The organism is Streptomyces sp. 7R007, assembly GCF_054850255.1.
The window spans coordinates 39,540-65,215 of the sequence record NZ_JBTWMV010000034.1 but is presented as its reverse complement, the minus strand read 5'-3'; the positions used below and the strand labels follow the sequence as shown (position 1 = coordinate 65,215).

21 protein-coding genes are annotated in these 25,676 nt (G+C 73.0%); 9 read left to right on the top strand and 12 right to left on the bottom strand.

All coding sequences use genetic code 11. The features are described from left to right. Nucleotides 1-19: 19 nt before the first annotated feature. The 4 genes from ACYF6T_RS32585 to rsmH all read right to left on the bottom strand — a co-directional run bounded on the left by ACYF6T_RS32585 (nt 20) and on the right by rsmH (nt 5,205). On the bottom strand, nt 20-1,540 hold the full coding sequence (locus ACYF6T_RS32585) for a UDP-N-acetylmuramoyl-L-alanyl-D-glutamate--2,6-diaminopimelate ligase (RefSeq protein WP_461700991.1): 1,521 nt from the start codon (nt 1,538-1,540) through the stop codon (nt 20-22). 158 nt (nt 1,541-1,698) lie between these two features. Then, on the bottom strand, nt 1,699-3,666 hold the full coding sequence (locus tag ACYF6T_RS32580; protein WP_461700990.1) for a peptidoglycan D,D-transpeptidase FtsI family protein: 1,968 nt from the start codon (nt 3,664-3,666) through the stop codon (nt 1,699-1,701). A 6-nt stretch (nt 3,667-3,672) separates the two neighbouring features. Beyond that, nucleotides 3,673-4,203, bottom strand: a complete 531-nt coding sequence (locus ACYF6T_RS32575) for a hypothetical protein (RefSeq protein WP_461700988.1) — start codon at nt 4,201-4,203, stop codon at nt 3,673-3,675. Between the two features lie 42 nt (nt 4,204-4,245). Then, nucleotides 4,246-5,205 carry a 16S rRNA (cytosine(1402)-N(4))-methyltransferase RsmH gene (gene rsmH / locus ACYF6T_RS32570; RefSeq protein WP_461700986.1) on the bottom strand — a complete coding sequence of 320 codons (960 nt, stop codon included), beginning with the start codon at nt 5,203-5,205 and terminating at the stop codon, nt 4,246-4,248. 357 nt (nt 5,206-5,562) lie between these two features. Here rsmH and ACYF6T_RS32565 point away from each other — a divergent pair, with 357 nt between their 5' ends. The 4 genes from ACYF6T_RS32565 (at nt 5,563) to ACYF6T_RS32550 (ending at nt 11,314) form a co-directional block, all read left to right on the top strand. After that, nucleotides 5,563-6,171: a beta-class carbonic anhydrase gene (locus ACYF6T_RS32565; RefSeq protein WP_461700984.1), complete on the top strand. Its 609-nt coding sequence runs from the start codon at nt 5,563-5,565 to the stop codon at nt 6,169-6,171. 237 nt (nt 6,172-6,408) lie between these two features. Further along, nucleotides 6,409-7,446: an AAA family ATPase gene (locus tag ACYF6T_RS32560; RefSeq protein ID WP_461700982.1), complete on the top strand. Its 1,038-nt coding sequence runs from the start codon at nt 6,409-6,411 to the stop codon at nt 7,444-7,446. Beyond that, a complete protein-coding gene (locus tag ACYF6T_RS32555; protein ID WP_461700980.1) occupies nt 7,446-8,819 on the top strand; it encodes a DUF58 domain-containing protein in 1,374 nt (457 codons plus the stop codon). The genes ACYF6T_RS32560 and ACYF6T_RS32555 overlap by 1 nt, the downstream gene beginning before the upstream one ends. Beyond that, a complete protein-coding gene (locus ACYF6T_RS32550) occupies nt 8,816-11,314 on the top strand; it encodes a transglutaminase TgpA family protein (protein ID WP_461700978.1) in 2,499 nt (832 codons plus the stop codon). The genes ACYF6T_RS32555 and ACYF6T_RS32550 overlap by 4 nt, the downstream gene beginning before the upstream one ends. 804 nt (nt 11,315-12,118) lie before the next feature. Here ACYF6T_RS32550 and ACYF6T_RS32545 read toward each other — a convergent pair. From ACYF6T_RS32545 to ACYF6T_RS32535, 3 genes are all read right to left on the bottom strand, one after another. Then, a complete protein-coding gene (locus ACYF6T_RS32545) occupies nt 12,119-12,508 on the bottom strand; it encodes a DUF3040 domain-containing protein (RefSeq protein WP_461700976.1) in 390 nt (129 codons plus the stop codon). Between the two features lie 275 nt (nt 12,509-12,783). After that, on the bottom strand, nt 12,784-13,554 hold the full coding sequence (locus ACYF6T_RS32540) for a methyltransferase (RefSeq protein ID WP_461700975.1): 771 nt from the start codon (nt 13,552-13,554) through the stop codon (nt 12,784-12,786). A 612-nt stretch (nt 13,555-14,166) separates the two neighbouring features. Next, a complete protein-coding gene (locus ACYF6T_RS32535; protein WP_461700974.1) occupies nt 14,167-14,733 on the bottom strand; it encodes an SAV_6107 family HEPN domain-containing protein in 567 nt (188 codons plus the stop codon). 184 nt (nt 14,734-14,917) lie between these two features. On the opposite strand from ACYF6T_RS32535, the gene ACYF6T_RS32530 reads away from it, so the two are divergent. From ACYF6T_RS32530 to ACYF6T_RS32510, 5 genes are all read left to right on the top strand, one after another. Continuing rightward, nucleotides 14,918-15,655 carry an ATP-binding cassette domain-containing protein gene (locus ACYF6T_RS32530; protein WP_461700973.1) on the top strand — a complete coding sequence of 246 codons (738 nt, stop codon included), beginning with the start codon at nt 14,918-14,920 and terminating at the stop codon, nt 15,653-15,655. Next, nucleotides 15,627-17,711: a YhgE/Pip family protein gene (locus ACYF6T_RS32525; protein ID WP_461700971.1), complete on the top strand. Its 2,085-nt coding sequence runs from the start codon at nt 15,627-15,629 to the stop codon at nt 17,709-17,711. Before ACYF6T_RS32530 ends, ACYF6T_RS32525 begins: the two co-directional genes overlap by 29 nt. Nucleotides 17,712-17,758: 47 nt before the next feature. Continuing rightward, nucleotides 17,759-18,394, top strand: a complete 636-nt coding sequence (locus tag ACYF6T_RS32520) for a TetR/AcrR family transcriptional regulator (RefSeq protein WP_461700970.1) — start codon at nt 17,759-17,761, stop codon at nt 18,392-18,394. Nucleotides 18,395-18,810: 416 nt separating this feature from the next. Continuing rightward, nucleotides 18,811-19,428 (top strand): DUF4126 domain-containing protein, encoded by a 618-nt coding sequence (locus ACYF6T_RS32515; protein WP_461700968.1) that lies wholly within the window; start codon nt 18,811-18,813, stop codon nt 19,426-19,428. A gap of 30 nt (nt 19,429-19,458) precedes the next feature. After that, nucleotides 19,459-20,961: a phytoene desaturase family protein gene (locus tag ACYF6T_RS32510; protein ID WP_461700967.1), complete on the top strand. Its 1,503-nt coding sequence runs from the start codon at nt 19,459-19,461 to the stop codon at nt 20,959-20,961. 30 nt (nt 20,962-20,991) lie between these two features. Here ACYF6T_RS32510 and ACYF6T_RS32505 read toward each other — a convergent pair whose 3' ends face one another. The 5 genes from ACYF6T_RS32505 to ACYF6T_RS32485 form a co-directional block, all read right to left on the bottom strand. Continuing rightward, nucleotides 20,992-21,954, bottom strand: coding sequence for an SCO2102 family sporulation regulator (locus ACYF6T_RS32505; RefSeq protein WP_461700966.1), 963 nt, complete (start codon nt 21,952-21,954; stop codon nt 20,992-20,994). Between the two features lie 56 nt (nt 21,955-22,010). Further along, complete coding sequence (metF, locus tag ACYF6T_RS32500; RefSeq protein ID WP_461700964.1) at nt 22,011-22,934, bottom strand: methylenetetrahydrofolate reductase [NAD(P)H]; 924 nt, start codon at nt 22,932-22,934, stop codon at nt 22,011-22,013. Between the two features lie 101 nt (nt 22,935-23,035). Further along, nucleotides 23,036-23,686 (bottom strand): thiamine phosphate synthase, encoded by a 651-nt coding sequence (thiE, locus tag ACYF6T_RS32495; protein WP_461700962.1) that lies wholly within the window; start codon nt 23,684-23,686, stop codon nt 23,036-23,038. Between the two features lie 234 nt (nt 23,687-23,920). Then, complete coding sequence (locus ACYF6T_RS32490) at nt 23,921-24,286, bottom strand: Rv2175c family DNA-binding protein (protein ID WP_086171562.1); 366 nt, start codon at nt 24,284-24,286, stop codon at nt 23,921-23,923. A 64-nt stretch (nt 24,287-24,350) separates the two neighbouring features. Further along, nucleotides 24,351-25,580: an NAD(P)/FAD-dependent oxidoreductase gene (locus ACYF6T_RS32485; RefSeq protein WP_461700960.1), complete on the bottom strand. Its 1,230-nt coding sequence runs from the start codon at nt 25,578-25,580 to the stop codon at nt 24,351-24,353. Nucleotides 25,581-25,676: the final 96 nt, after the last annotated feature.

The following is a 25,676-nucleotide window of genomic DNA, read 5'->3' as shown; positions in this document are numbered from 1 at the left end:
CCCTGGGTCTTCTGGATTTTCATCCCTGGGTTTTCCGGATGGCTTCGCGAAGCACCTGGCGGTCGTCGAAGGGACGGACCACGCCGGCGATGTCCTGGCCCTGCTCGTGGCCCTTGCCCGCGACGAGCACGGTGTCCCCGGGCTGCGCGCGGGCCACGGCCGCGGCGATCGCGGCCGCCCGGTCCTCGAAGACCTGGACCTCGCCGCGCTCGTGTGCTGGTACGGACGCGGCGCCCTGCAGCATGGTTGCAAGGATGGCGAGGGGGTCCTCGGAGCGGGGGTTGTCGGAGGTCAGTACGGCGGTGTCGGCGAGCCGGGCCGCGGCGGCGCCCATCGGGGCCCGCTTGGTCGTGTCGCGATCGCCGCCGCAGCCCAGCACGACGTGCAGCCGGCCCTCGGTGACCTTGCGCAGGGCGCGCAGGACCGATTCGACGGCGTCCGTCTTGTGGGCGTAGTCGACCACCGCCAGATACGGCTGCCCGGCGTCCACGCGCTCCAGCCGCCCCGGCACCCCGGGCACGGCGGCGACGCCGTCGGCGGCGGTCTGCGGGTCGAGGCCGGCGACGGCGAGGGCGACGATCGCGGCGAGGGTGTTGGCCACGTTGAAGGGCCCCGGCAGCGGGGACTTGGCGCTGATCCGCCGGCCCTCGGGGCCGACCACGGTGAACGTCGAGTCCAGCTGGCCGATCCGGACGTCCTCGGCGCGCCAGTCGGCGTCGGGGTGGCCCTCGGCGGAGTAGGTGACGACCGGGACGGTGGCCTCCTTGACGAGCCGGCGGCCGTACTCGTCGTCGGCGTTGACGACCCCGAGCCGGCTGCGGCGGGGGGTGAACAGCTGCGCCTTGGCCCGGAAGTAGTCCTCCATGTCGGAGTGGAACTCCATGTGTTCCGGGCTGAGGTTGGTGAACACACCGATGTCGAAGACGCAGCCGTCGACCCGGCCGAGGACCAGCGCGTGGCTGGAGACCTCCATGGCGACCGCCTCGACCCCGCGCTCGCGCATGACGGCGAACAGGGCCTGCAGATCGGTGGCTTCGGGCGTGGTGCGCTCGGACTTGATGCGCTCGTCGCCGATGCGCGTCTCCACCGTGCCGATGAGGCCGGTGTTGTTCTTGGTCTTCAGGCCGCCCTCGACGAGGTAGGCGGTGGTGGTCTTGCCGGAGGTGCCGGTGATGCCGATCTGGAGCAGGTCGCGGCCGGGGTGGCCGTAGATGGTGGCCGCCAGTTCGCCCATCCGCCCGCGCGGGTCGTCGACGACCAGCACCGGCAGACCGGTGGCCGCGGCGCGCTCGGCGCCCGTCGGGTCGGTCAGCACGGCGACCGCGCCCAGGGACGCGGCCTGCGTCACGAAGTCGGCGCCGTGCAGCCGGGCGCCCGGCAGGGCGGCGTACAGGTCGCCGGGGCGCACGGCCCGCGAGTCATGGGTGATGCCCGTGACCTCCGCGGTCGTCTCCGGCACGGTGGCACCCAGCTGACCGGCGAGCTCCGCGAGGGGTGTGGCGGAGACGTGCACCGGCCTGGGCGGCCCCGGGTATGTCACGGATGCGCCCTTCTGGGTGGTTTGGGACTGATCAGCGTGTGGCACGGCGGTGAGCGTACCGGGCGCACCCGCCTGCGGGCGAAGTGAGGGGCCGGGGCCGGAGTCAGGGGTGATCATGGTCACGGGGGTTCCTGGGGGTTCCTGGCTGGTTGCGCTGATCAGGGGGTGAAGGTGACGGGCAGGTTCGCGGCCTTGGCGCCGGTGGGCGGCACCTGAAGGGTCTTCAGGGCGAACTCCATCACCTGCTTGAAGATGGGCCCGCAGATCTGGCCGCCGAAGTAACTGCCCTTGGTGGCGTTCTGGATGGCGCAGTAGACGGTCACGCGGGGATTGTCGGCGGGCGCGAACCCGGCGAACGAGGAGGTGTAGCCGCGGTACTTGCCGGTGGCCGGATCCACGCGGTTGGCCGTCCCCGTCTTGCCCGCGACCCGGTAGCCGGGGATGCGCGCCTTGGTGCCGGTGCCCTCCTGGTCGTCCACGACCGACTCCAGCATCTGGGCGAGGGTCTTCGCCGTCCTGGCGCTCACGACCCGCGTCTTCTTGGGCTTGGCGGCCGGTGTGAAGCGCCCGTCGGGTCCCTTCGTGCCGCGCACGAGCGTGGGTTCGACGCGGACGCCGCCGTTGGCGATGGTCGAGTAGACGGAGGCCGCCTGCATCGCGTTGAGGGACACGCCCTGGCCGAAAGGAATCGTGTACTGCTGCGAGGTCGACCACTTGTCGGGCGGCGCGAGGATGCCCTTCGTCTCGCCGGGGAAGCCGAGCCCGGTGTAGCTGCCGATGCCGAACTTGCGCAGGTAGGAGTAGAGGACCTTGTTGGCCTGCGCCTGGGTCTTGCCGAGCTGGCCGGTGGCCAGGATGGTGCCGATGTTGCTGGACTTGGCCAGTACGCCGTTGAGCGTGAGGTCCCAGGTGGCGTGGTCGACGTCGTCCTTGAAGAGGCGGTCGCCGCGCTGGAGCCGGTTGGGCACGACGACGTGCGTCAGCGGGGTCGCGACGTTCTCCTGGAGCACCGCCGCCATCGACATGATCTTCGCGGTGGAGCCGGGCTCGTAGGCGTCCTGGAGGGCCGCGTTGCCCAGGGCGTCCGGGTCCGCCTTGGAGAGGTCGTTCGGGTCGAAGCCGGGCGAGTCGGCCATGGCGAGGATCTCGCCGGTGCGGGTGTCCTGGACTATCACATACCCGCGGTCCGCCCTGGACTCCTTCACCTGCCGGGTGATGGCGTTCTGCGCGGCCCACTGGATGTCCCGGTCGATGGTGAGCTCGACGTCGGAGCCGGGCACCGCGGGGGTCTCGGTGGAGCCGACGGTGGGCACCTCGCGGCCGCCGGACTGGGCGTAGCGGATCTTGCCGTCCTTGCCGGCCAGCACCTTGTTGAGCTGCTGCTCGATGCCGCCGCCGCCCTTGCCCTCGTCGTTGACCCAGCCCAGTATCCCGGCGGCGAGGTCGCCGTTGGGGTAGACGCGCTTGCTGCTGGGGTCGGCGAAGACGCCGGCGAGGACGTTGACGGTGGAGGGGTCGCTCTCCGCCTTGGTGGCGAGCGCGGAGCGCAGGTCCTTGATCTGCGTCCACACCTGCGGGGTCTGCCGGCGGGCGAGCAGGACGTAGCGCAGTTCCTTGTTGGCGGGACGCAGCTTCTTGACGAGCGTGGCCTGGTCCTGGCCCAGGATCGGCGCCAGCAGCGCCGCCGCCTGCTCGGGTCCGTCGTCGACCTTGAGCTGCTGCCTGGTGAACATCGTGGGGTCCGCGGTGATGTCGTACGCGTCCACGCTGGTCGCCAGGGCCACGCCGTTGCGGTCGGTGATGCCGCCGCGCTCGGCGGCGAGGACATGGCCGACGTACCGGTTCTGCTCGGCCTTGGCGGCGTACGTGCTCGCGTCGACGGCCTGCACCTGCAGCAGGCGTACGACGAACGCGATCAGCACCAGGGCCAGGGCCAGGCCGACCATGCGCAGCCGGGGGCGCGGGCTGCCCAGCCTGAGCACGTTCGGGGCCGCGGGGCGGGCCGGCGCCGGGCGGCGGGCGGGGCGGGCGCCGGGGCCCGGACGCCGCCGGTCGCCGGCGCGGGCGGGGTGAGCGGGGCGGGCGGGGCCGGGCACGCGGCGGCGCGGCGGTTCCCTGTCGGACAACTTCCGTCACCTGCCGGGGGTCGGGGTGGGGGTGTCCACCGGTGTGGGCGTGCCGGCCGGCACGGAGGCGCTCGTCGGCGTGGCGGACGGGCCGGTGACGGCCGGCGAGGGCTGCGGGATGGCCTCCGGCGGGCGTACGACGGCCAGCGGGACCTGCACGGAGGACTGCGCGGCGGCCGAGGGGACGCCCTTGACCGTGCCGTCGGGGCCGAGGAAGGCGGGGTCGCCGCCGGGGACCATGCCGAGTTCCCGGGCCCGGCGCTGGAGGGCGTCCGGGGCGGAGTAGGCGTCGATGTCCCGCTGGAGGGCCTGTTCCTCGTCGGTGAGGTTCTTGGTGTCCCGCTGGAGGTCGTCCAGCTTGAAGGAGCCCTCGCTGAGCGCGGAGTTCAGCACCAGCAGGCCGATCAGGCCGCCGCCGAGGAGGAGGACGACGAGCAGGACGAAGGGGGTGCGCGCGGCCTGTCCCCGGCCGGTCGCGGCCGGGAAGAGCCGTGCCAGCCGGGCGGCCCGCCCCCTCAGTTCGGGTTTCCTACTCACACGCCCTCCAGTGAGTCCGGTTTCCCAACTCACTCACGCCCCTCATTGTTCGGCGTCCTCCCTGATGCGCTGCGCACCGCGCAGCCGTGCGGGCGCCGCCCGCCGGTTCTCGGCGACCTCTTCCTCGGTGGGAAGTTCGGCACCGCGCGTCAGCAGCTTGAGCCGGGGCTGGTAGCGCTCCGGGACGACGGGCAGCCCGGGCGGCGCGGTGGTGGCGGCGCCGGCCGCGAACACCTGCTTGACCAGCCGGTCCTCCAGCGAGTGGTACGACAGCACGGCGATCCGCCCGCCGACGTCCAGCGCCTTCACGGCGGCCGGGATCGCCCGCTCCAGGACGGACAGCTCGCCGTTGACCTCGATGCGCAGGGCCTGGAAGGTGCGCTTGGCCGGGTTGCCGCCGGTGCGCTTGGCGGCCTGCGGCAGCGCGTCCCGGATGAGCTCGACCAGCCGTGCGCTGGTGTCGAAGGGTTCCTTCTCGCGCTCGCGCACGATGGCGGCCACGATCCGCTTGGCCTGCTTCTCCTCGCCGTAGGCCCGCAGGATGCGCACCAGTTCCCCGGCGGGGTAGGTGTTGAGGACCTCGGCGGCGCTGATGCCGGTCGTCTGGTCCATGCGCATGTCGAGCGGGGCGTCCTGGGCGTAGGCGAAGCCGCGGCCGGCCTCGTCGAGCTGCATGGAGGAGACGCCGAGGTCGAACAGAACGCCCTGCACGCGCGCGATGCCGAGCCGGTCCAGGACGCCTGGGAGCTCGTCGTAGACGGCGTGCACCAGGGTGGCCCGCTCGCCGAAGGGGGCGAGGCGCTCACCGGACAGCCGCAGGGCCTCCTTGTCCCGGTCCAGGCCGATCAGCCGCGCCTCGGGGAAGCGCCGCAGCAGGGCCTCGCTGTGCCCGCCCAGGCCCAGGGTGCAGTCGACGACCACCGCGCCCGGCCGCTCCAGGGCGGGGGCCAACAGGTCCAGGCACCGCTGGAGCATCACCGGGACGTGTCGACTCTGGCTCAAGGGGCCCTCTCAGGTCCGGCGCGACGGTACGTACCGCCGGGTCCCCGCCCGCTCGGGAAGGGGAGGCCCGCCGGCGCCGGAAGCGTCAGCCGACCGGGAGCGGGAGGAGGCCGAGCCGTACGTACGCGCCGCGCACGTGGGGAGAGCTCCGGAAAATCGCCGAAGTCTCCGGGGGTTTCAGTCCAGCAGGGAGAGCCTCGCCTCCCGCTTCGCGTCACTTTAGTCCACCCTGTCTCGCGGTCAATCAACCGGCCTGCGCGTCGCGGCCAGGATGCGCGCGAAGCGGCGAATCCGGGAAAATCCTCCTTACGGCTCCTCCTTCGCCACCCGTGTGGGTTACCTCACAAGAGGAACGTGATGACGCTCTTTTCCCGCTCTCACACCGCGACCGAACCGGATGTGACCAGTAACGTCTTCACCATGACGACTTCTGCATCCGTACCCACCGAGTCCGAAGGCGCCATCCAGGGCGGCACGGTCATCGACCGTCTCGTTGAGGCGAACGAGCAGTACGCCGCCGCGTTCACCGACCCCGGCATGGACGCCCGCCCCGTCCTGCACGTCGCGGTCGTGGCCTGCATGGACGCCCGTCTCGACCTGCACAAGGCGCTCGGCCTCCAGCTCGGCGACTGTCACACCATCCGCAACGCGGGCGGTGTGGTCACCGACGACGTGATCCGCTCGCTCACCATCAGCCAGCGCAAGCTCGGCACCCGCAGCGTCATACTCATCCACCACACCGGCTGCGGTCTGGAGGCGATCACCGAGGACTTCCGCAACGAGCTGGAGATGGAGGTCGGCCAGCGTCCCTCCTGGGCCGTCGAGTCCTTCCGGGACGTCGACCAGGACGTACGGCAGTCGATGCAGCGGGTGCGCACCTCGCCCTTCCTGCTGCACACCGACGACGTCCGCGGCTTCGTCTTCGACGTGCGCACCGGCCTGCTGCGCGAGATCGACCCGGCGTAACCGGCCCGCGGACCTGTCGTTCTGCTGTTGATTTCGGCCCAGCGGGTGCCCAAAACGCCGTAAGACCCGACATAGTGCAGCCAGTTGTCCACAGTCGAGTGACACGAAACGGTAACGGCAGCAAGAATGCGGGTGTGGCGTCACGCGGAACTTTTCGCGCGTGGTGTCCGTGTTTCGGGGTGGGCCGGTCCGCAACGCAGAGCGTCGGCCCGGAAAGAACGGGCCGAGGAGGGCCGGGTGACGACCTATGACGATCGAGCGAGCCTCACTGATCTGACCGCCGTTGTCGAGCGGGTGCGCAGTTCGGTGGAAGGCGTGATCGAGGGGAAGCCCGAGGTCGTACGGCTCTCGATGACCGTGCTGCTCGCCGAGGGACATCTTCTGATCGAGGATGTCCCCGGCGTGGGCAAGACGATGCTCGCCAAGGCGCTGGCGCGGTCCATCGACTGTTCGGTGCGCCGCATCCAGTTCACCCCGGACCTGCTGCCCTCCGACATCACCGGCGTCTCCATCTGGGACCAGCAGCGCCGGGAGTTCGAGTTCAAACCGGGCGCGATCTTCGCCCAGATCGTCATCGGCGACGAGATCAACCGCGCCTCGCCGAAGACACAGTCCGCGCTCCTGGAGTCCATGGAGGAGCGCCAGGTCACCATCGACGGGCAGACCTACGAGCTGCCGAGCCCCTTCATGGTGGTGGCCACCCAGAACCCGGTCGAGATGGAGGGCACCTACCCGCTGCCCGAGGCCCAGCGCGACCGCTTCATGGCCCGGGTCTCCGTGGGCTACCCCAGCGTCGAGGCCGAGCTGCAGATGCTCGACGTGCACGGCGGCGTCTCCCCGCTGGAGGACCTCCAGCCCGTGGCGCACGCGCACGACATCGTGAAGCTGGTGGAGACCGTCCGCGGCGTCCACGTCGCCGAGACGGTCCGGCGCTACGCGGTCGACCTGGTCGCCGCCACCCGCACCCACCCCGACCTCAGACTCGGCGCCTCCCCGCGCGCCACGCTGCACCTGCTGCGCGCGGCCAAGGCGGCCGCGGCCCTCAGCGGCCGCGAGTACGCCCTCCCGGACGACGTGCAAACGCTTGCCGTCGCGGTCCTGGCCCACCGTCTGCTGCCGACCGCGCAGGCCCAGCTCAACCGCCGCACCTCCGAGCAGGTCGTCCAGGAGATCCTGCAGCGCGTTCCCGTGCCCGCCTCACCGCAGCAGAGCGGCTTCGGCGGCCTGGGCCACGGCACGCCGGCGTACGGCCAGCAGCAGCCGCGGAGGCTGTGATGACCACCGGCCAGGCCGGCAGCCCGGAGGCCGACCGCGGCGACAAGGGCGGCGTCCGCACCGCCCTGGCGGGCCTGACCACCCGCGGACGCTCCTTCCTGGCGGCCGGCATCGCCGCCGCCGTCTGCGCCTACGTGCTGGGACAGGGCGACCTGCTCCGGGTCGGCCTGCTGCTCGCCGCCCTCCCCCTGGTGTGCGCGCTGGTCCTGTACCGCACCCGCTACCGGGTGGCCGGCAGCCGCCGCCTGACCCCCGCGCGCGTGCCCGCCGGCAGCGAGGCCCGCGTCCACCTGCGCATGGACAACGTCTCCCGGCTGCCCACCGGCCTGCTCATGCTCCAGGACCGGGTGCCGTACGTGCTCGGGCCCCGGCCCCGCTTCGTCCTGGACCGGGTCGAGCCGGGCGGCCGCCGCGAGGTGTCCTACCGCGTCCGCTCCGACCTGCGCGGCCGCTACCCGCTCGGCCCGCTCCAGCTGCGCCTGAGCGACCCGTTCGGCATGTGCGAACTGACCCGGTCCTTCTCGGCGTACGACAACCTGACGGTCATCCCGCGCGTGGAAGCCCTCCCGCCGGTGCGCCTGAGCGGCGAGTCCAAGGGGTACGGCGACGGGCGGCAGCGCTCCCTGGCCCTGGCCGGCGAGGACGACGTCATCCCGCGCGGCTACCGGCACGGCGACGACCTGCGCCGCGTCCACTGGCGCCTGACCGCCCGCTACGGCGAGCTGATGGTGCGCCGCGAGGAACAGCCCCAGCGCGCCCGCTGCACGGTACTCCTCGACACCCGGGGCCTGGCCTTCCGGGGCGCCGGCCCCGACTCGGCCTTCGAGTGGGCCGTCTCGGGCGCCGCCTCGGTCCTGGTGCACATGCTGGAACGGGGCTTCTCGGTACGGCTGCTCACGGACACCGGCAACTCGGTGCCCGGCGAGGGCGCCGACGGCTTCGCGGGCGCGAGCCAGGAGACGGCGGACGCGGCCGGGCTGATGATGGACACCCTCGCGGTGATCGACCACTCCGACGGCACGGGCCTGTCGCGCGCCTACGACGTGCTGCGCGGCGGGAACGAAGGGCTGCTGGTGGCCTTCTTCGGCGACCTCGACGAGGAGCAGGCCGCGGTGGTGGCGAAGATGCGCCAGCGCAGCGGCGGCGCCCTCGCCTTCCTGCTGGAGAGCGACGCGTGGGTGCGGGAACCCACCGACGTGCCCGGTCCGTTGGACAGGAGCGGGGAGCGGCTGCGGCTGCTGCGGGAGGCGGGCTGGACGGCCCTGAGCGTGCCGCGCGGCACCTCGCTGAGCGAACTGTGGCGGCAGGCCGACCGTGAGCGCACGGGCCTCGCCGCGACGGGCGGCACGACCGGCGAGGGGGCGGGCGCATGAGCGGGCGGGCACGACTGGCGCTGTGCGCCTGGGCGGCCACGCTGATGGCGTCCTGCGCCCTGCTGCCCCTGGTCACGCCGGGCACCTGGATCCTGCAGGCGGCCTTCCTGCTGGCGGTCCAGGCGGGCGTGGGCGCGGCCACCCGCCGGGTGCCGCTGGCCCGGCCGCTGACGGTGGCGGCGCAGGCGGTCGTCACCTTGTTGCTGCTGACCCTGGTCTTTGCCCGGCAGCAGGCCGTCGCCGGGTTCATCCCCGGACCGCAGGCCTTCCAGCACTTCGCCGACCTGCTCCAGGAGGGCGGCGACGACATCGCGCGGTACGCGATCCCGGCGCCCCTGGAGGCGGACGGCATCCGCCTGATGCTCCTGGGCGGCGTCCTGATCATCGGTCTCGCGGTGGACACCCTCGCGGTGACCTTCCGCAGCGCCGCCCCGGCCGGACTGCCCCTGCTCGCGCTGTACTCGGTGGCCGCCGGGCTGTCCGACGGCGGCGCGGACTGGCTGTGGTTCCTGGTCGCGGCGGGCGGCTATCTGATGCTGCTGCTGGCCGAGGGCCGCGACCGGCTCTCGCAGTGGGGCCGGGTCTTCGCCGGGTCGCCACGCACCCCGGGCGGGGAGCCGGGCGCGGTGGCGCCGGTGCGCACCGGACGGCGTATCGGCATGGTCGCCCTGGGCATCGCCCTCGTGGTGCCGCTGGCCCTGCCGGCGATGGACGGCGGCCTGCTGGACGGCGCGGGCACGGGCATCGGCTCCGGCACGGGCAGCGGGGGCACGATCTCCGCGGTCAACCCCCTGGTGTCGCTGCGCGACAGCCTGAACGTGGACGAGGACCGCCAGGTGCTGTCCCTGAAGACCAACAGCCAGGACATCTCCGACCTGTACCTGCGCATCGTCTCCCTGGACGACTTCGACGGCAGCACCTGGAAGCCCGCCAAGCGGAAGATCGTCGGCGTGCCGGACGACTTCCCCACCCCGCCCGGCCTCGGCGCGGACATCAAGCGCACGGAGATCCAGACCCGTGTCTCGGCGGCCGACTGGTACGCCCAGGACTGGCTGCCGATGCCGTACCCGCCCAGCGGGGTCGACGTCGGCGGCAAGTGGCGTTACGAACCGGTGGGCATGACCCTGGTCGGCGACCACGGCGAGACCACCCGCGGCAAGACGTACCTGGTCAAGAGCCTGGACGTGCAGCCGACGGCGGAGCAGCTGGCGGACGCCCCGGAGCCGTCGGCGGCCCTGAAGCGCGAGTACACCAAGCTGCCGGACTCGGTGCCGGACGTGGTCGGCAGGACCGCCCGCGAGGTCACCGCGGGCTCCGCCAGCCACTACGAGCAGGCGGTCAAGCTCCAGGACTACTTCGCGGTCACGGGCGGCTTCCAGTACGACACCCAGGTGCAGGTCGGCAGTGGCCCGCAGGCGATCGCCCGGTTCCTGAAGGACAAGCAGGGCTTCTGCGTCCACTTCTCCTTCGCGATGGCGGAGATGGCCCGCAGCCTGGGCATCCCGGCCCGGGTCGCGGTCGGCTTCGCGCCCGGGTCCCCGCAGGCCGACGGTTCGGTGGCGGTGGGCCTCAAGGACGCGCACGCCTGGCCCGAGCTGTACTTCGAGGGCGTGGGCTGGACCCGCTTCGAGCCCACCCCCAACCGGGGGACGACGCCCTCCTACACCCAGTCGGACACGCCGGGCAGCAGCCTTCCCGACGTGGCGCGGCCCTCGCAGTCCGCGGGCACCTCCCCGTCGACGGCGCCCTCGTCGAGCGCGAGCTGCGCCGCCACGAACAAGAAGCTGGAGGCGTGCAGCGGCCTGCTGCCGACGAACCCGACGGCGAAGGACGACTCCGGGCCGCCGTGGTACGAGACGGCGGGCTGGGTCGTGCTGGGCCTGCTCGCGGTCGCGGTGCCGCTGCTGCCCATGCTGTGGCGGCTGCGGCGGCGCTCGGTGCGCCTGGCCTCGGGCCGGTACGCGGCCTCGGGCCCGGCCCTGCCCGGCGGACGCGGCAAGGGACGGGGTCCGGGGGGCGCGAGCGACGTCGAGGTGAGCGTCCTGCCCGTCGAGGCGGAGCCGGAGTACGCCGCGCAGGCGGCCGCGCACCATGTCCTGGCGGTCTGGCGCGAACTCACGGACACGGCGTGGGACTACGGCATCGTGCCGGACGACGCGCTGACCCCGCGGAAGGCGGCGGCACGGATCGTGCGGCTGGGCGAGCTCGACCCGGTGACGGCCGAGTCGGTGCACCGGGTGGCGCACGCCGTGGAGCAGGTGCTGTACGCGCCCCGGCCGCGGGCCGTGCCCGGCCTCGCCCAGGACGTCCGCCGGCTGCGGGCCGCACTGCGCTCCCGGGTCAGCTGGCCCACCCGGGTACGCGCGGTGGTCGCACCCCGCTCGGCCGTCCGCGCACTGTGGGACCTCAACGACCGCTGGACAACCACGAAGGCCCGCTGGGCAGACCGCCGGCCAACCCTGCTCCGCCGCCCCTCGGGCCAACAGACCGGCTGACCCCGACGCGACCGACCAACCGACGGCGAGCCTTGGGCCGACCGGCCGGGGGTCCATGCCGAGGGGGCGGAGCTAGGCCGCTGGGTCAGGACTGGCCGGGGGTCGGGGGCTTATGCCGAGAGGTCGGGGCTGGGTCAGGGCTCGACAGGGGTCGGGGCCTTATGCCGAAGGGCCGGGGCTGGGCCGCTGGGGCAGGGCTGGACAGGGGTCGGGGGCTTATGCCGAGGGATCGGGGCTGGGCCCAGAGGTCGAGGGCTGGGCCCAGAGGTCGAGGGCTTGGGCAGACAGTCGGGGGTTTATGCCGACGAGCCGGGGCCTTGGGAGCGGTCGGCTGCGGGCTTGTACCGACGAGGCGGTGTCCTGTCCACCAACCAGGAGCGTGTACGGGGTGGCCGCGGCTTGCACGGGCGGGCCAGGGCCCATCAACGGACTGGGGCCTTGTATCGGCCAGCCGCGGGCTTGCACGGACGGGCCTCGGGGTGGCGGTGGCGCCCACGAGCCGTGGCCTATCCACCAACCAGGGCCTTGTACCGGCCAGCCGTGGGCTTGTACCGACGGGCCTTGGGGTGGCACCGACGAGCCAGGGCCTGTCAACCAACCGAGGGGCTGTTGCGACCAACCGCGGGCTTACGCAGACGAGCCGGGGCCTGTCGACCGGCCGGGGGCGTTTGCGGCACGGAGGGCATGTGTGAGGGGCCGGGGGACGTGTTCGAGGGGCGGAGGCCCGAGGGCATGTGGGAGGGGGTGACCATCCGTAGGTGGTCACCCCCTCCGCAATGTCTGCGAGAGCCGGCAGTCGCGCCGCTAATGGCCCTGCTCGTCACGGCGCCGCTGCCAGCGCTGTTCGATGCGGTCCATCATGGAGCGCTTCGGCCGAGCCTGACGCCGCGCTTGCGGACCGCCCGCGGGCTGCTCACCCGGCTTGGGGGCCTTGCGCCAACCGGTCACGGCGAGCACCGCACACCCCAGCATGACGAGGAAGCCCACCACGCTGAGCCACACCTGCTTGGCGACCATTCCAGCCATGAGGAGCGCGATACCCACGAGGAAGCCCGCGACCGCCTGGTAGACCCGCCGCCGGGTGTACGTACGCAGCCCGCTTCCCTCGAGCGCCGACGCGAACTTGGGATCTTCGGCGTACAGCGCTCGCTCCATCTGCTCGAGCATGCGCTGCTCGTGCTCCGAGAGCGGCACGGAGTCCTCCTCATCGTGCAGTCGCCGGGGCGACCCGGGGGTCCCTTCAGGATAGGCAGGGAATCGCCCCCGTGAAACCCGCCCCTCTGCGCCAATTGGCCAACCGGAATCCGCCATGGACGTCCCGGCTCGCTGAATCCTGCATTCCCCAGCGGCCGACCCGTCATGCCGGGTGGTCTCCCTCGATCATACGGCGCCAGGCCTCCGTTCGGGGGTCCTGTGGCGTACTCCATGCGCAGCCAAGCCGCTGATCAGCGGCGCGTCACGGCGGTGACTCAGGCCCCGGTGGCCCCCTGCGTCTCGCCGAGCACATGGAGCTGGGTGGCCACGGAGTGGAAGGCGGGAAGCTCGGCCGCCGCCTCCTCCAGCTTCAGCAGCGCCTCCAGGGCGCCGGGCTCGGTGTCCACGAGCACCCCGGGGACGAGGTCGGCGAAGACGCGCACGCCGTGCACGGCGGCGACCGTGAGGCCCGCGCCCTCGACCAGTGCGGTGAGCTGTTCGGCGGTGAAGCGCCGCGGCACCGGGTCGCCGGCGCCCCAGCGGCCGTCCGGGTCGGCGAGGGCCTGGCGGGCCTCCTTGAAGTGGCCGGCGAGCGCCCGGGCGAGCACGGCGCCGCCGAGGCCGGCCGCGAGGAGGCTGAGGACGCCCTCGGGACGCAGGGCGGCGACCGCGTTGCGGACGCCCTCGGCCGGGTCGTCGACGTACTCCAGGACGCCGTGGCACAGCACCGCGTCGTAGCCGCCGCGCTCGACCACGTCGAAGAGGCCGTGCGCGTCGCCCTGGACGCCCCGGACGCGCTCGGCGACACCGGCTTCGGCGGCCCGGCGCTCCAGGGCGAACAGGGCGTTGGGGCTGGGGTCGACGACGGTGACCTGGTGGCCGAGGCGGGCGACGGGCACGGCGAAGTTGCCGCTGCCGCCGCCGGTGTCGAGGACGTCCAGGGTCTGCCGTCCGGTGGCCTTCACCCGGCGCTCAAGGGCGTCCTGGAGGACCTCCCAGACCACGGCGGTACGAAGGGAGGCGCGGGGTCGCATCGGGTCCGACACGGCAATGACTCCTCGGCGCGGCACCGCCTGTCTGCACGGCGGAGCGAACGGGGTGCCCTCCCGGCCGGGGGTACGGAGGGAAGGCTTCAGGCGTCCTCCACCCTATTGCCTCCACCGGCCCACCTGGTCACTCCGGGCCCGCGCCCCCGGAACGTCCCGCACCACGGACCAGACACCCTGCATACCGATCCGGCCGATCCGGCCCACGGCCGACCTCGGACCGCACCCGACAACCGCCCCAGGCGCCCGCCCGCTACGCGCACACGCCCCGGCATCCGCCACCCGCATCCGGCATCCGGCATCCGGCATCCGGCATGCCACATCCCGCCGTCCGACCCGAATCGGCATCCCGGATCCGGCATCCCGAGTCCAACCCGCACCCGACAACCGCCCCAGGCGCCCGCCCGCTTCGCGCATGCGCCCGGCATCCGGCTTTCTCCACCGCCCGGCATCCGGCACCCTCACCCGGCATCCGGCATCCGACCCTCACCCGGCGTCCGGCATCCGGCTTCATCCGCCACCCCGGCATCGGCATCCTCACCCGGCACCCGGCATTCCGTCCTCACCCGGCACCCGGCATCCGTCTCGGTCGAAGTGGCGCCGCACCCCCGTTCACCCGGTGTCCGGGAAGTCCCGGTCGGCCGGGCGGGTGGGGTCCGGCTGGTCGGTGTCCGGGCGGGGCTGGGGCAGGACGGGCTGGAGGACGAGCATGCGCTCGACGAGGCGCAGGAACATCGCCACGTCGCGTATCAGGTCGTCGGCGTCCCGGCGGCTGGCCGCGCCCCGGATGCCGGCCTCGGCCCGGGCGCGGCGCCGGGCTCCGGAGGCGAACAGCGCGCTCCACTCGGTCAGTTCGGGCGCGATCTCGGGGAGCACTTCCCAGGCGCTCCGGATCCGGGCCCGGCGTCGGGGACTGGTCTCGGGCCGGCCGCGCGCCGCGAGCACCGCGGCGGCCGTGCGCAGGGCGGCGAGATGAGCCGTGGCGTAGCGCTCGTTGGGCGTTTCGAGGACGGCCGCCTCGTCCAGTCCCGCGCGGGCCTGGGCGAGCAGGTCGAGCGCGGCCGGCGGGGCGGCGGCCCGGCGCAGCACGGGGTGCACGTCGCTCGCCGGGCCGGTCAGTGAGGGGGCAGGGCCGGTGGCGCGGCGCCGGCGGGCGGCTGCTGCGTGATAGCTGGCCATGACGAACCTCCTGTCGTCTGCGTGACGGCATGCCCTCAAACGGGGTGCCGTATGTGCCCATCGTGCGGTATGCCACTGACAATCCGATCTGACCTGCGCTTTTGCTTCGATCGAAGGTTCGGGATAGTTTTTGCACTGACCAGTCAGTTCAAAAGTCGGCGTACAACGGAGGATTGGGGGAACCGTGCCCGGAATCGGTGTCGCGGCCCGGGGACTCGGGCTCAAGGGGCCACGCGGCTGGGCCTTCCGCGCCGTCACCTTCGACGCGGAGCCCGGCTCGCTGATCGCGGTCGAGGGACCGTCCGGCTCCGGCCGCACCTGCCTGCTGCTGTCGCTCACGGGCCGGATGAAGCCGACCGAGGGGACGGCGACAGTGGGTGAGGCACGGCTGCCCAAGCAGCTGGCGGCCGTACGGCGGATCAGCGCCGTCGCCAACGTCGCCGGGGTCACCGACCTCGACCCGGCCCTCACCGTCGGCGAGCACCTGCGGGAACGGGCGCTGCTGCAACGGCGGTTCGGCGACTCGCTGCGCGCCCTCGTGCAGCCGCGCCGGGAGCGGGTGCTGGAGGCCATGCTGCGCATCGACGCCGCCCTGGCCGCTGCCGGCCTCGACCGGGAGTCCCTGCCCAAGGGCTCCCGCACGGCCGTACGCGACCTGGAGCGGCTGGAGGCGCTGCGCCTGTCCATCGCCCTGGCCCTGATCGGCCGTCCGCGCCTGCTCGGCGTCGACGACACCGACCTCAAGCTCTCGGAGGCCGAACGGGCCGAGGTCTGGGCGCTGTTGCGCTCGCTGGCCGAGGCCGGGACCACCGTCGTGGCGGTGTGCAGCGAGGCGCCGGCCGACACCGTCGTCGTGTCCACCACGCAGACCCCCGAGGGAGAGGAGCAGGCCGATGCGCTCGCCGAGACTGGCCGCGCTTGAGCTCAGGCGCTTCGGCCGGGGCAGGCTGCCGCGGGCCGCCCTGGTCGCGCTGCTGCTGCTGCCGCTGCTGTACGGCGCGCTGTACCTGTGGTCGTTCTGGGACCCCTACGGCCGCCTCGACCGCATCCCCGTGGCGCTCGTGAACGACGACAAGGGAGCGACCGCCGACGGCAAGCGGATCACGGCGGGCGACGACATCACCGAGGGGCTGCGCCGGAGCGACACCTTCGAGTGGCACGAGGTCAGTGCCGCCGAGGCACGCGCGGGCGTGGAGGACGGCACGTACTACCTGTCGCTGACCATGCCGGCCGACTTCAGCCGGCGGATCGCCTCCAGTGCCGACGACTCCCCCGAGACGGGCGCGCTCCAGGTCCGTACGAACGACGCGAACAACTACATCGTCGGGCAGATCTCGCGGACGGTCTTCAGCGAGATCCGTACGGCCGCCTCGACGAAGACCTCGCGGTCCTTCCTCGACAGGATCTTCGTGTCCTTCTCCGACATCCACGGAGCGACCGTGCAGGCCGCGAAGGGGGCCGACCGGCTCACGGGCGGCATCGGGAAGGCGGAGAAGGGCTCCAAGGACCTCGCCGACGGGCTGAAGGACGCCAAGAACGGCAGCGGCCGGCTCGCCAAGGGGCTGAAGAAGCTCGACTCGGGCGCGGGCGCCCTGGAGGACGGCTCGCAGCAGGTCGCCGACGGCACACAGGCCCTCGCCGACAAGGTCAACGCGGTCGACGGGAAGGTGGGTCCGTATCTGCGGGACAACGAGAAGACCATCGGGGACACCGCCCGGCTCGTCGCCGACTCCACGAAGGTGGTCCGCGCCCACCTCGCCACCCTGGTGAAGACGGCCCCGATCGCGGCCAAGGGCGCCCACACGGCCTCCGACACGCTGAACGAGGTCTACCGGGCGCGCTGCGAGAGGCCCGTCCTGCCCGACGCCGCCTGCGCGGACCTGAAGAAGGCCAAGGACGCGGCCGCCGACGTGGCCACGGTCGCGGACGACGTCAACACGCTGGTCGGCGACCAGAACGGCGACCTGAAGAAGCTGGACGGCAACCTGGCCACCCTGCAGGAGCAGGCCCAGGCCCTCGCCGACCGCGCCCCGCACCTCTCCGCGGACCTCGCCACCGCCGTCAAGAAGATCAACCAGCTCAACGACGGCGCCGCGAAGGTCGCCGCGGGCGCCGCGAAGCTGCACAAGGGGCTCGGTACGGCCAAGGACGGCGCGTCCGACCTGGACGAGGGCGTCGGCAAGCTGAAGACCGGCGCCGAGACGCTGAACGGCGGCATGTACAAGCTCGCCGACGGCTCCGGGAAGCTCGCCGGCGGGCTGCACGACGGCGCGGGCAAGATCCCCGACTACGACAAGAAGGACCGCGACCGGCGCACCGGGGTGATGGCGGACCCCGTCCAGCTGGTCTCCAAGGACCTACACAAGGCGCCCAACTACGGCACCGGTTTCGCTCCCTACTTCATCCCGCTGTCGCTGTGGGTGGGCGCGATGGTGGCCTACATGCTGATCCCGCCGATGAACCGGCGCGCGCTCGCCGCGGGTGCCTCGGCGTGGCGGATCGCGCTGGCCGGCTGGCTGCCGGTGGTGGCGGTCGGGGTGCTGCAGACGGTGGCGCTGATGTCCGTGCTGCACTGGGCGATCGGCCTGCGGATGGTCCGCGCGGCGGGCACGGTCGGGTTCCTGTTCCTGGTGACGGCGTGTTTCGCGGCGCTGGTGCAGTGGCTGAACGCGCGCTTCGGGGCGGCGGGCCGCATTCTGGTCCTGGCTCTGCTGATGCTCCAGCTGACGTCCGCGGGCGGCACCTACCCGGTGCAGACCAGTCCGGGCTTCTTCAACGCGATCCACCCCTTCCTGCCGATGAGTTACATCGTGGAGGCCCTCAGGAGGCTCATCACGGGCGGTGGCCTGGGTCCGGTGTGGCACGCGTGCGTGGTGCTCGTCGCCTTCACCGCGGGCGCCCTCGCGCTGACCGCGCTGTCGGCCCGTCGCCGGCAGGTGTGGACCCTGGACCGGCTGCACCCGGAGCTGAGCCTGTGATCCGCAACGGGACCGCGAGCGGCCCTGTTCCTGTGACAATCAGGGCCATGGAAAGCAGCAGCACCACGCCGGGCGGCAGCACCCGCCGCGAGGCTACCCGGCAGAAGCTCTACGAGGCGGCCGTCACGCTCATCGCCGAGCAGGGCTTCTCCGCCACCACGGTGGACGAGATCGCCGAGCGCGCCGGGGTCGCGAAGGGCACGGTCTACTACAACTTCGCGAGCAAGTCCGTCCTCTTCGAGGAGCTGCTGCGGCACGGCGTGGGCCTCCTGACCGCCTCCCTGCGGGAGGCGGCGGAGCGGACGGCCCGCGACGGGGGCAGCCGGGTGGACGCCCTGGACGCGATGATCCGGGCCGGTCTCGTCTTCATCGAGCGCTACCCGGCCTTCACCCAGCTCTACGTGGCCGAGCTGTGGCGCACCAACCGGGCCTGGCAGTCCACCCTGATGGTGGTCCGGCAGCAGGCGGTCGCCGTCGTGGAGGACGTGCTGCGCGAGGGCGTGGCGGGCGGCGAGTTCAGCGAGGAGATCGACGTGTCGCTGACCGCGTCGGCGCTGGTCGGCATGGTGCTGGTGGCCGCGCTGGACTGGCAGTCCTTCCAGCCGGAGCGCTCCCTGGACGACGTGCACGCGGCGCTGTCCCGCCTGCTCCAGGGCCGGGTGAGCGGCTCGCGCCGGCCCTGACCGCGCCGCGACCGCACGAAAGCGCCGGTCCGATGTGGCCGCGTCCCCCGCGGGCCACCTCGAACCGGCGCCTCCTCGTGCTCCCCCGTTTCCCTGTTTTCTGTTTTTCTTCTTTTGTCGGTCCCCCCGATGGTGCTTCCCCCGTTGGGCACCCGTTTCGGTCGTTTCCCCCGGGTTCCCCCGTGCCTCGCTCCCGCCGACGGCAGCCGGCGGAAGGAGCGGATCGCGGGCCGCTCCGTTCCGGCGCCCCGTGTCGCCGGTGCCGGAGCCGTGCCCCTTTCCGTGTCTCCACTGTCTCGTTCGCGCAGGTCGGGCCCCATCCGCGCGCGTACTCATCTCACCGGCTAGGTACGGATACTCAGCCGTGGGCGCTCAGGCCCAGGACGCTCCGTTGCCCACTGGTTACGATCGCCCCCGTGTCGGTACTCCCTCTCGTCTTCACCAGCGGCTGGGCCAGCGGCGTCAACGCCTACGCCGTGGTGCTGCTGCTGGGCGTCTTCGGCGCGACGGGACTGAGCGACGACGTCCCGCAGACGCTCCAGCGCCCCGAGGTGCTCGTCACAGCGGGCGTGCTGTTCCTGTGCGAGGCCGTCGCCGACAAGATCCCGTACGTCGACTCGGTGTGGGACTCGGTGCACACGGTGATCCGGCCGGTCGCGGGCGCCTGGGTGGGCGCGCTGCTCGCCGGGCACAGCGGTTCCCTCAACGACGTCGTGGCGGGTCTGGTGGGCGGCTCCACCGCGCTGGCCAGCCACACCGTCAAGGCGGGGACGCGGATGGCGGTCAACACCTCCCCGGAGCCGTTCAGCAACGTGATCGTGAGCCTCGCGGAGGATCTCGGGGTCGGCGGCGTCGTCACGTTCGCGATGTTCCATCCGGTGGCCGCGGCGGTCGTCTCGGGTGTGCTGCTGGTGACCGGGCTGGTGGTGCTGGTCTTCCTGGTCTCCCGGATCCGGCGGTTCCTGCGGCGCAGGGCGCAGCGACGCGAGGAGCGGCGGCTAGCGGGGCGGGACGGACGGCCACCCGGACGGTGACTGTCAGTGGCGGCCGATAAGGTCGCAGGCATGGGACGGATTGCGGTGATCGGCGCCGGGATGGGCGCGCTGGCGGCCGCCGCCCGGCTGGCCGTCGCGGGCCACCGGGTGGCGGTGTACGAGCGTACGGAGACGTACGGCGGGGCGGTGCGCCGCTTCGAGCGGGACGGCTTCGCCTTCGACACCGGTCCCGGGCTGCTGACCCTGCCCGCGGTCTGGCGTGACCTGTTCGTCAAGACCGGCAAGGAGCCGCTGGAGGCGTGCGTCGAGCTGGTCCAGGTCGACCCGTCCGCGCGGCACGTCTTCGCGGACGGCACGCGGGTGACGCTGCCGAACGCCTCGCGTGCGGGAGTGGTCGCCGCCCTGGACGAGGCGCTGGGCGCGGGGGCCGGGCAGCGCTGGGGCGACTTCCTGGTGCGGGCCCGCGAGTCCTGGGACCGCACCCGCCGCCCGCTCCTGGAGGAGCCGCTGTGGCCCAACTGGCCGGTGCTGGCCGGGCGTGAGCCGTATCCGGCCGTGCCGCACAAGCGGCTGCTGCGCACCCGGCGGGCGGCCACGCTCGCCGAGGTCGGCGCCTGGGAGCTGCGGGACGAGCGTCTGGCGGCCGTCCTGGAGAGCCACGCGCTCGCGTACGGCCTTGATCCGCGCGTCACTCCGGCGAGCGCGGCCGTGCTGCCGTACATGGAGCACGCCTTCGGCACCTGGTATGTGCGCGGCGGGCTACGGGAGTTGGCGCGGGCCGTGTACGAGCGGTGCGTGGCGCGGCGGGTGGAGTTCGTCTTCGGCGCCGAGGTCACCGCGATCGTGGAGAAGGACGGCCGGGCGGCGGGCGTGGAGCTGGCCGACGGGTCGGTGGCGGAGGCCGATCACGTGGTCGCGGGGGTGCACCCCGGGGTGCTGCGCCGGCTGACGGGGCATCACCTCGACGACGAGGGCGACGTACGCCCTGACGAGGCGTCACCGGGTGTCGGGCGGCTCCATGTGCTGCTGGCGCTGCGCGGTGCGCGCGAGACCGGCGCGGCGCACCGCACGATCGTCCACGCACCCGCCCGCGAGGCCGAGTTGGACTTCCTGAGCGGCCGGTCCGAGGAGCCGGTACGGCCCACGGTGACCGTGCTGCGCCCGGACGACCCGGCGCTGCGGCCGGACGCGGGCCATGAGTCCGTGGTGCTGTCGGCCGCGGTGCCGACCGGGGCCGACTGGCACCGGCCCGAGACCGGTGCGCGGGTCGCCGACCTGCTCGTCGAGGCGGCCGGGTCGGCGATACCGGGGCTGCGGGAGCGCCTGCTCTGGCGCGAGGTGCGGACACCGGACCGCCAGGAGGAGGAGACCGGCTGCGACGGCGTCCCCGCCCCCGCCCTGGCCGCGGGCGACGGCCGTTTCCTGCACCCGGCCAACACCACCCGCCTGCCGGGCCTGTACCGCGTCGGCGGCTGGTCCCACCCGGGCGGCGGCCTCCCGCACGCGGGCATGTCGGGTGCGCTGGTGGCCGGACTGATCGTGGAGGGACCGGAGTTCAGGGGCTCGCAGTAGGGGTCGGCGACGCGGTGGCGGTCGGCGGGCTCAGAAACGGTACTGCTCGTCGTACCCGTTGCCCTGCCCCTGGCCGTTGCCCTGGTACGGGTACTGCTGCTCCGGCGGGAGCTCCCCGCCGTAGGTCTCGTCGTTGCGCTGCTGCGGGACCCAGACGCCGCCGGGCGGGGTCTCGGTGCCGTAGCCGCCGGTGGCGTACTGGTCCTGGCCGTAGGACTGCTGGCCGTACTGGCCGTAGCCGGCGTCGTACCCGCCGCCGTAGGTCTGGGTGCCGATGTACGGGTCGGAGTAGGCGGCGTACTGCTGCTGGCCGTTGGCGTCGTAGCCGTACTGCTGCTGGTCGTAGCCGGAGTAGCCGTCGTAGCCGTAGCCCTGGTCGGCCGTGGCGTACTGGTCCTGGGGCTGGCCGGCGGCGGCGTAGGTCTGGTCGCCGGCCGAGGCGTAGGCCGGGTCGCCGTTGTATATGCCGTAGGAACCGGTGTCCTCCGGCAGGGGCTGCGGCTCGTACACGGCGGTGGTCTCGGCGGCGGTGGCGGCGCGGGCGGGGGTGAAGACGTCGTCGCGGTCGTAGTCGTCGTCCTGGCCCTGGCCGTAGGCGGCACCGGCGGGTGCGTAGGCGGCGCCCTCGTCGTCGTAGCCGGCCTCGCCCTGCTCCGGGTCGGCGGCGCCCAGGACCGGGTCCTCGTGGTCCGCCCGGCCGCGGCGGCGCTTGCCGGCGACGGCGCCGTCGTCCGTGTCGGGGCGCTTGACCGCCCAGCCCGCGGAGAAGCCGCGGCGGAACGACAGCGTGACGTAGGTCTGGCCGACCGCGAACGCGGCCGCGCCCAGCCCGATGACGACGACGGACGGGATCAGCACCCCGACGACGACGCCGAGGAAGCCGACGAACGCGACCAGCCGCCAGCGCAGGCGCGCCTTGTACTGCAGCAGCACCTCACCGAGCAGCCAGAGCGCGACGATTCCGAACGCGATGTAGAGGACCGTATAGCCCATGTACGCCCCTCTCCCAGTGGCCGCTACGCAGTGTGTCGTATATCCGTGCGGCCGGTCTAGGCCTGCGGGGGGTGGTGCAGGCCCAGGTTCTCGTAGATTTCCAGCGTCGCCGTGGAGTTGTTGAGCGTGATGAAGTGCAGTCCGGGCACTCCCTCGGCCAGCAGCCGCGCGCAGAACTCCGTGGCGAATTCGATCCCAATGGAGCGTACAGCGGCCGGATCGTCTTTTGCTGTGAGGATCCGCTCTTTCAGGGCGGCGGGGATGTGGGCGTTGCTCAGCTGCGGCAGGCGTTCCAGCATCCGCACGCTGGTCACCGGCATGACCTCGGGGATGACGGGGGTCGCGCAGCCGGCCGCGGCGACCCGGTCACGCAGCCGCAGATAGGACTCCGGCTGGAAGAACATCTGCGTGATGGCGTAGTCGGCGCCGGCCCGGCACTTGTCCACGAAGTGGGTGACGTCCGTCTCCCAGTCGGCGGAGCGCGGGTGCATCTCGGGGAAGGCGGCGACGCCGACGCAGAAGTCGCCGGACTCCTTGATGAGTTGGACGAGCTCGGCGGCGTAGGTCAGGCCCCGCGGGTGCGGCACCCAGTCGCCCATGGGGTCGCCGGGCGGGTCGCCGCGCACGGCGAGCATGTTGCGGATGCCGGCGTCGGCGTACTGGCCGATGATGTTGCGCAGCTCGGCGATGGAGTGGTTGACCGCGGTGAGGTGGGCGACCGGGGTGAGCGTGGTGTCCGCGACGATCTGCTGGGTCTCCTTGACGGTGCCCGCGCGGGTGGAGCCGCCGGCTCCGTAGGTCACGGAGACGAAGTCCGGGGCGACCGCCTCGACCCTCCTGAGCGCGCTCCACAGGTTCCGCTCGCCCTTGGGAGTCTTGGGCGCCGAGAACTCGAAGGAGTACGTCGTCTTGCCCGTGGCGAGCATGTCGCGCACGGTGCGTGCGCGATCAGTCCTGGTGGATGCGGTTCCGAGGGCCATACTCGCAGGTTAACCAGGGGGGCGCGGTCCCCCAACCGAGTGGCGGGAATTCGCCCGATTTGTCAGCCCGATGTCCACCCCTTGGACATCGGGCCCGTTCCTCACGGCTGCCGCAGCCGCTTGGCGAACTCCGCCGCCGCGGCGCCCGGGTCGTCGGCCTCCGTGATCGCGCGCACGACCACGACCCGGCGGGCGCCCGCCTCCAGCACCTCGTCGAGGTTGCCGAGATCGATGCCGCCGATGGCGAACCAGGGGCGGTCGGTGCCGAGGGCGGCGGTGTGCCGGACCAGGCCGAGACCCGGGGCGTGCCGGCCGGGCTTGGTGGGGGTGGGCCAGCAGGGGCCGGTGCAGAAGTAGTCGACGCCCTCCTGGACGGCGGCGGCCTCGGCTTCGGCCTCCGCGTGCGTGGAGCGGCCGATGAGGACGTCGTCGCCGAGGATCGCGCGGGCCGCGGGGACCGGGAGGTCGCCCTGGCCGAGGTGGAGGACGTCCGCGCCGGCGGCGTGGGCGACGTCCGCGCGGTCGTTGACCGCCAGCAGCCTGCCGTGCCGGGCGCAGGCCTCGGCGAACACGCGCAGGTGCTCCAGCTCCTCGGCCGCCTCCATGCCCTTGTCCCGCAGCTGCACGATGTCGACGCCGCCGGCGAGCACGGTGTCCAGGAACTCCGGCAGGTCGCCCTGGCGCTTGCGGGCGTCGGTGCACAGGTAGACCCGCGCGTCGGCGAGCCGGGCGCGGGCGGTGGTGTCGGGCATCTGGGCGTCCCCCCGGGGTGTCGTGCCCGGCCGACGGCGTGGGCACCGGCTCGGCGGGCGGGTTTCCGGCCGACGGCGTACGGGATGGTCGACGTCACGTCGGTGGCGTGTGTGATGTGCGGAGCGGTGGCGTACGGGCCGTGGGCCGCAGTGGTCCGGGGCCGTGGCCTCGGTCGGCCCCGGCCCGTACGCCGGACGGTGTTCGGCTGTGCGGTTCCGGTCAGCCCGGGCTGGTCAGACGGCGAGCGCCTGGGCCCGGCGCTTCACCTCCGTGCCGCGATTCTCGCTGAGCGCCTGTGCGGGGGTGCCGGGCAGGCTGTCGTCGGGGGTGAAGAGCCACTCCAGCATCTCTTCGTCCGTGAAGCCGTCGTCCCGCAGGAGCGTCAGGGTCCCGGACAGGCCCTTGACGACCTTGTCCCCGTCGATGAAGGCGGCGGGGACGTGCAGCGCGCGGTTCTCACCCCGGCGTACGGCGATGAGCTGGCCCTCCTTGACCAGCTGCCGCACGCGCGTCACCTCGACGCCGAGCATCTCGGCGATGTCGGGCAGGGTGAGCCAGGCGGGGACGAGAGCATCGATCTTTGCGTCAATCTCGGTCACGCCACCAGCCTGCCATCCAGGACTGACAGTCGGAAGTCGGGCCCGCCCGAGCAGGGCGTCCGGGCTACGCGGTCGCCGCCTTCAGCGGCCTCGCCGGGTCCGCGAGCAGCCGCGGGTCCATCGGTGTGCCCGCCTCGATCAGCCGCCGCCCCTGGGCCAGGTCGCGGGGCCTGCCGACCGCGAGCAGCGCCACCAGACGGTGCTCGCGCAGCCAGCAGACGGACCAGGCGGGCCCGGCGGGGTCGCCGCGCCACAGGGTCGTGTCGGCGCCCTCGTGGTGGCCGGCGTACTGGACGAAGCGGCCGAACTGCTCGGACCAGAAGTACGGGACGGGGTCGTAGACCGCGGGCGTCTCGCCGATGATGTTCGCGGCGACCGTGCGCGGGCCCTGGAGGGCGTTGTCCCAGTGGTGGACGAGCAGGCGCTGTCCGTAGCGCCCGGAGGGGAAGGAGGCGCAGTCGCCGACGGCGTAGACGTCCGGTGCCGAGGTGCGCAGGTGCGCGTCGGCCACGACCTCCCGGTGCGCGCCCAGTTCGATGCCGGAGCCGGTGAGCCAGCCGGTGGCCGGGCGGGCGCCGATGCCGACGACGACCGCGCCGGCGGGCAGCCGTGAGCCGTCGTCCAGGAGGACCGCGCCGGGCTCGACGCGCTCCACGCGCGCGTGGGTGCGCAGTTCGGTGCCGGAGTCGGCGTACCAGGCGGCCATGGGCGCGGCCACCTCGGCGGGCAGCGCGCCCGCCAGCGGCCGGTCGGCGGCCTCGACGACGGTCACCGCGCAGCCCGCCTCGCGCGCGGCGGTGGCGAACTCCGCGCCGATCCAGCCCGCGCCGACGACCACGATGTCGTGCTGCCGGGCCAGCACCGGGCGCAGCCGCTCGGCGTCGTCGAGGGTGCGCAGCAGATGCACGCCGGGCACGCCCTCGGCGCCGGGCAGGGTGATCGGTTCGGCGCCGGTGGCGAGGACCAGGACGTCGTACGGCACCGGGCCGGCGCCGGTGTCGAGTTCGTGGTCGGCGGGGCGGACGCCGAGGGCCTCGCGGCCGAGCCGAAGGTCGATGCCGAGCGCTTCGAAGTCGACGTCGAAGGCGGAGCCCTCGGACTTGCCGAGCAGCACGGCCTTGGACAGGGGCGGCCGGTCGTAGGGCTGGTGGGGCTCGGCGCCGATCAGGGTCACGGTGCCGGTGAAGCCCCTCTCGCGCAGGGCGACGGCGGTCTGCACCCCGGCCATGCCCGCGCCGACGACGACCACGCGCCGCGCCTGTGACGTGCTCACTCCCTGCGTCTGCTCGCTCACCTGATCACCATAGTCACCCGCCGAAAATTCAGTCAGCGGTCATGGCGAGTGACCTCCTGCACAGCGGCGGCGGAGGCCCTCGCCGAGGGAGGCTCC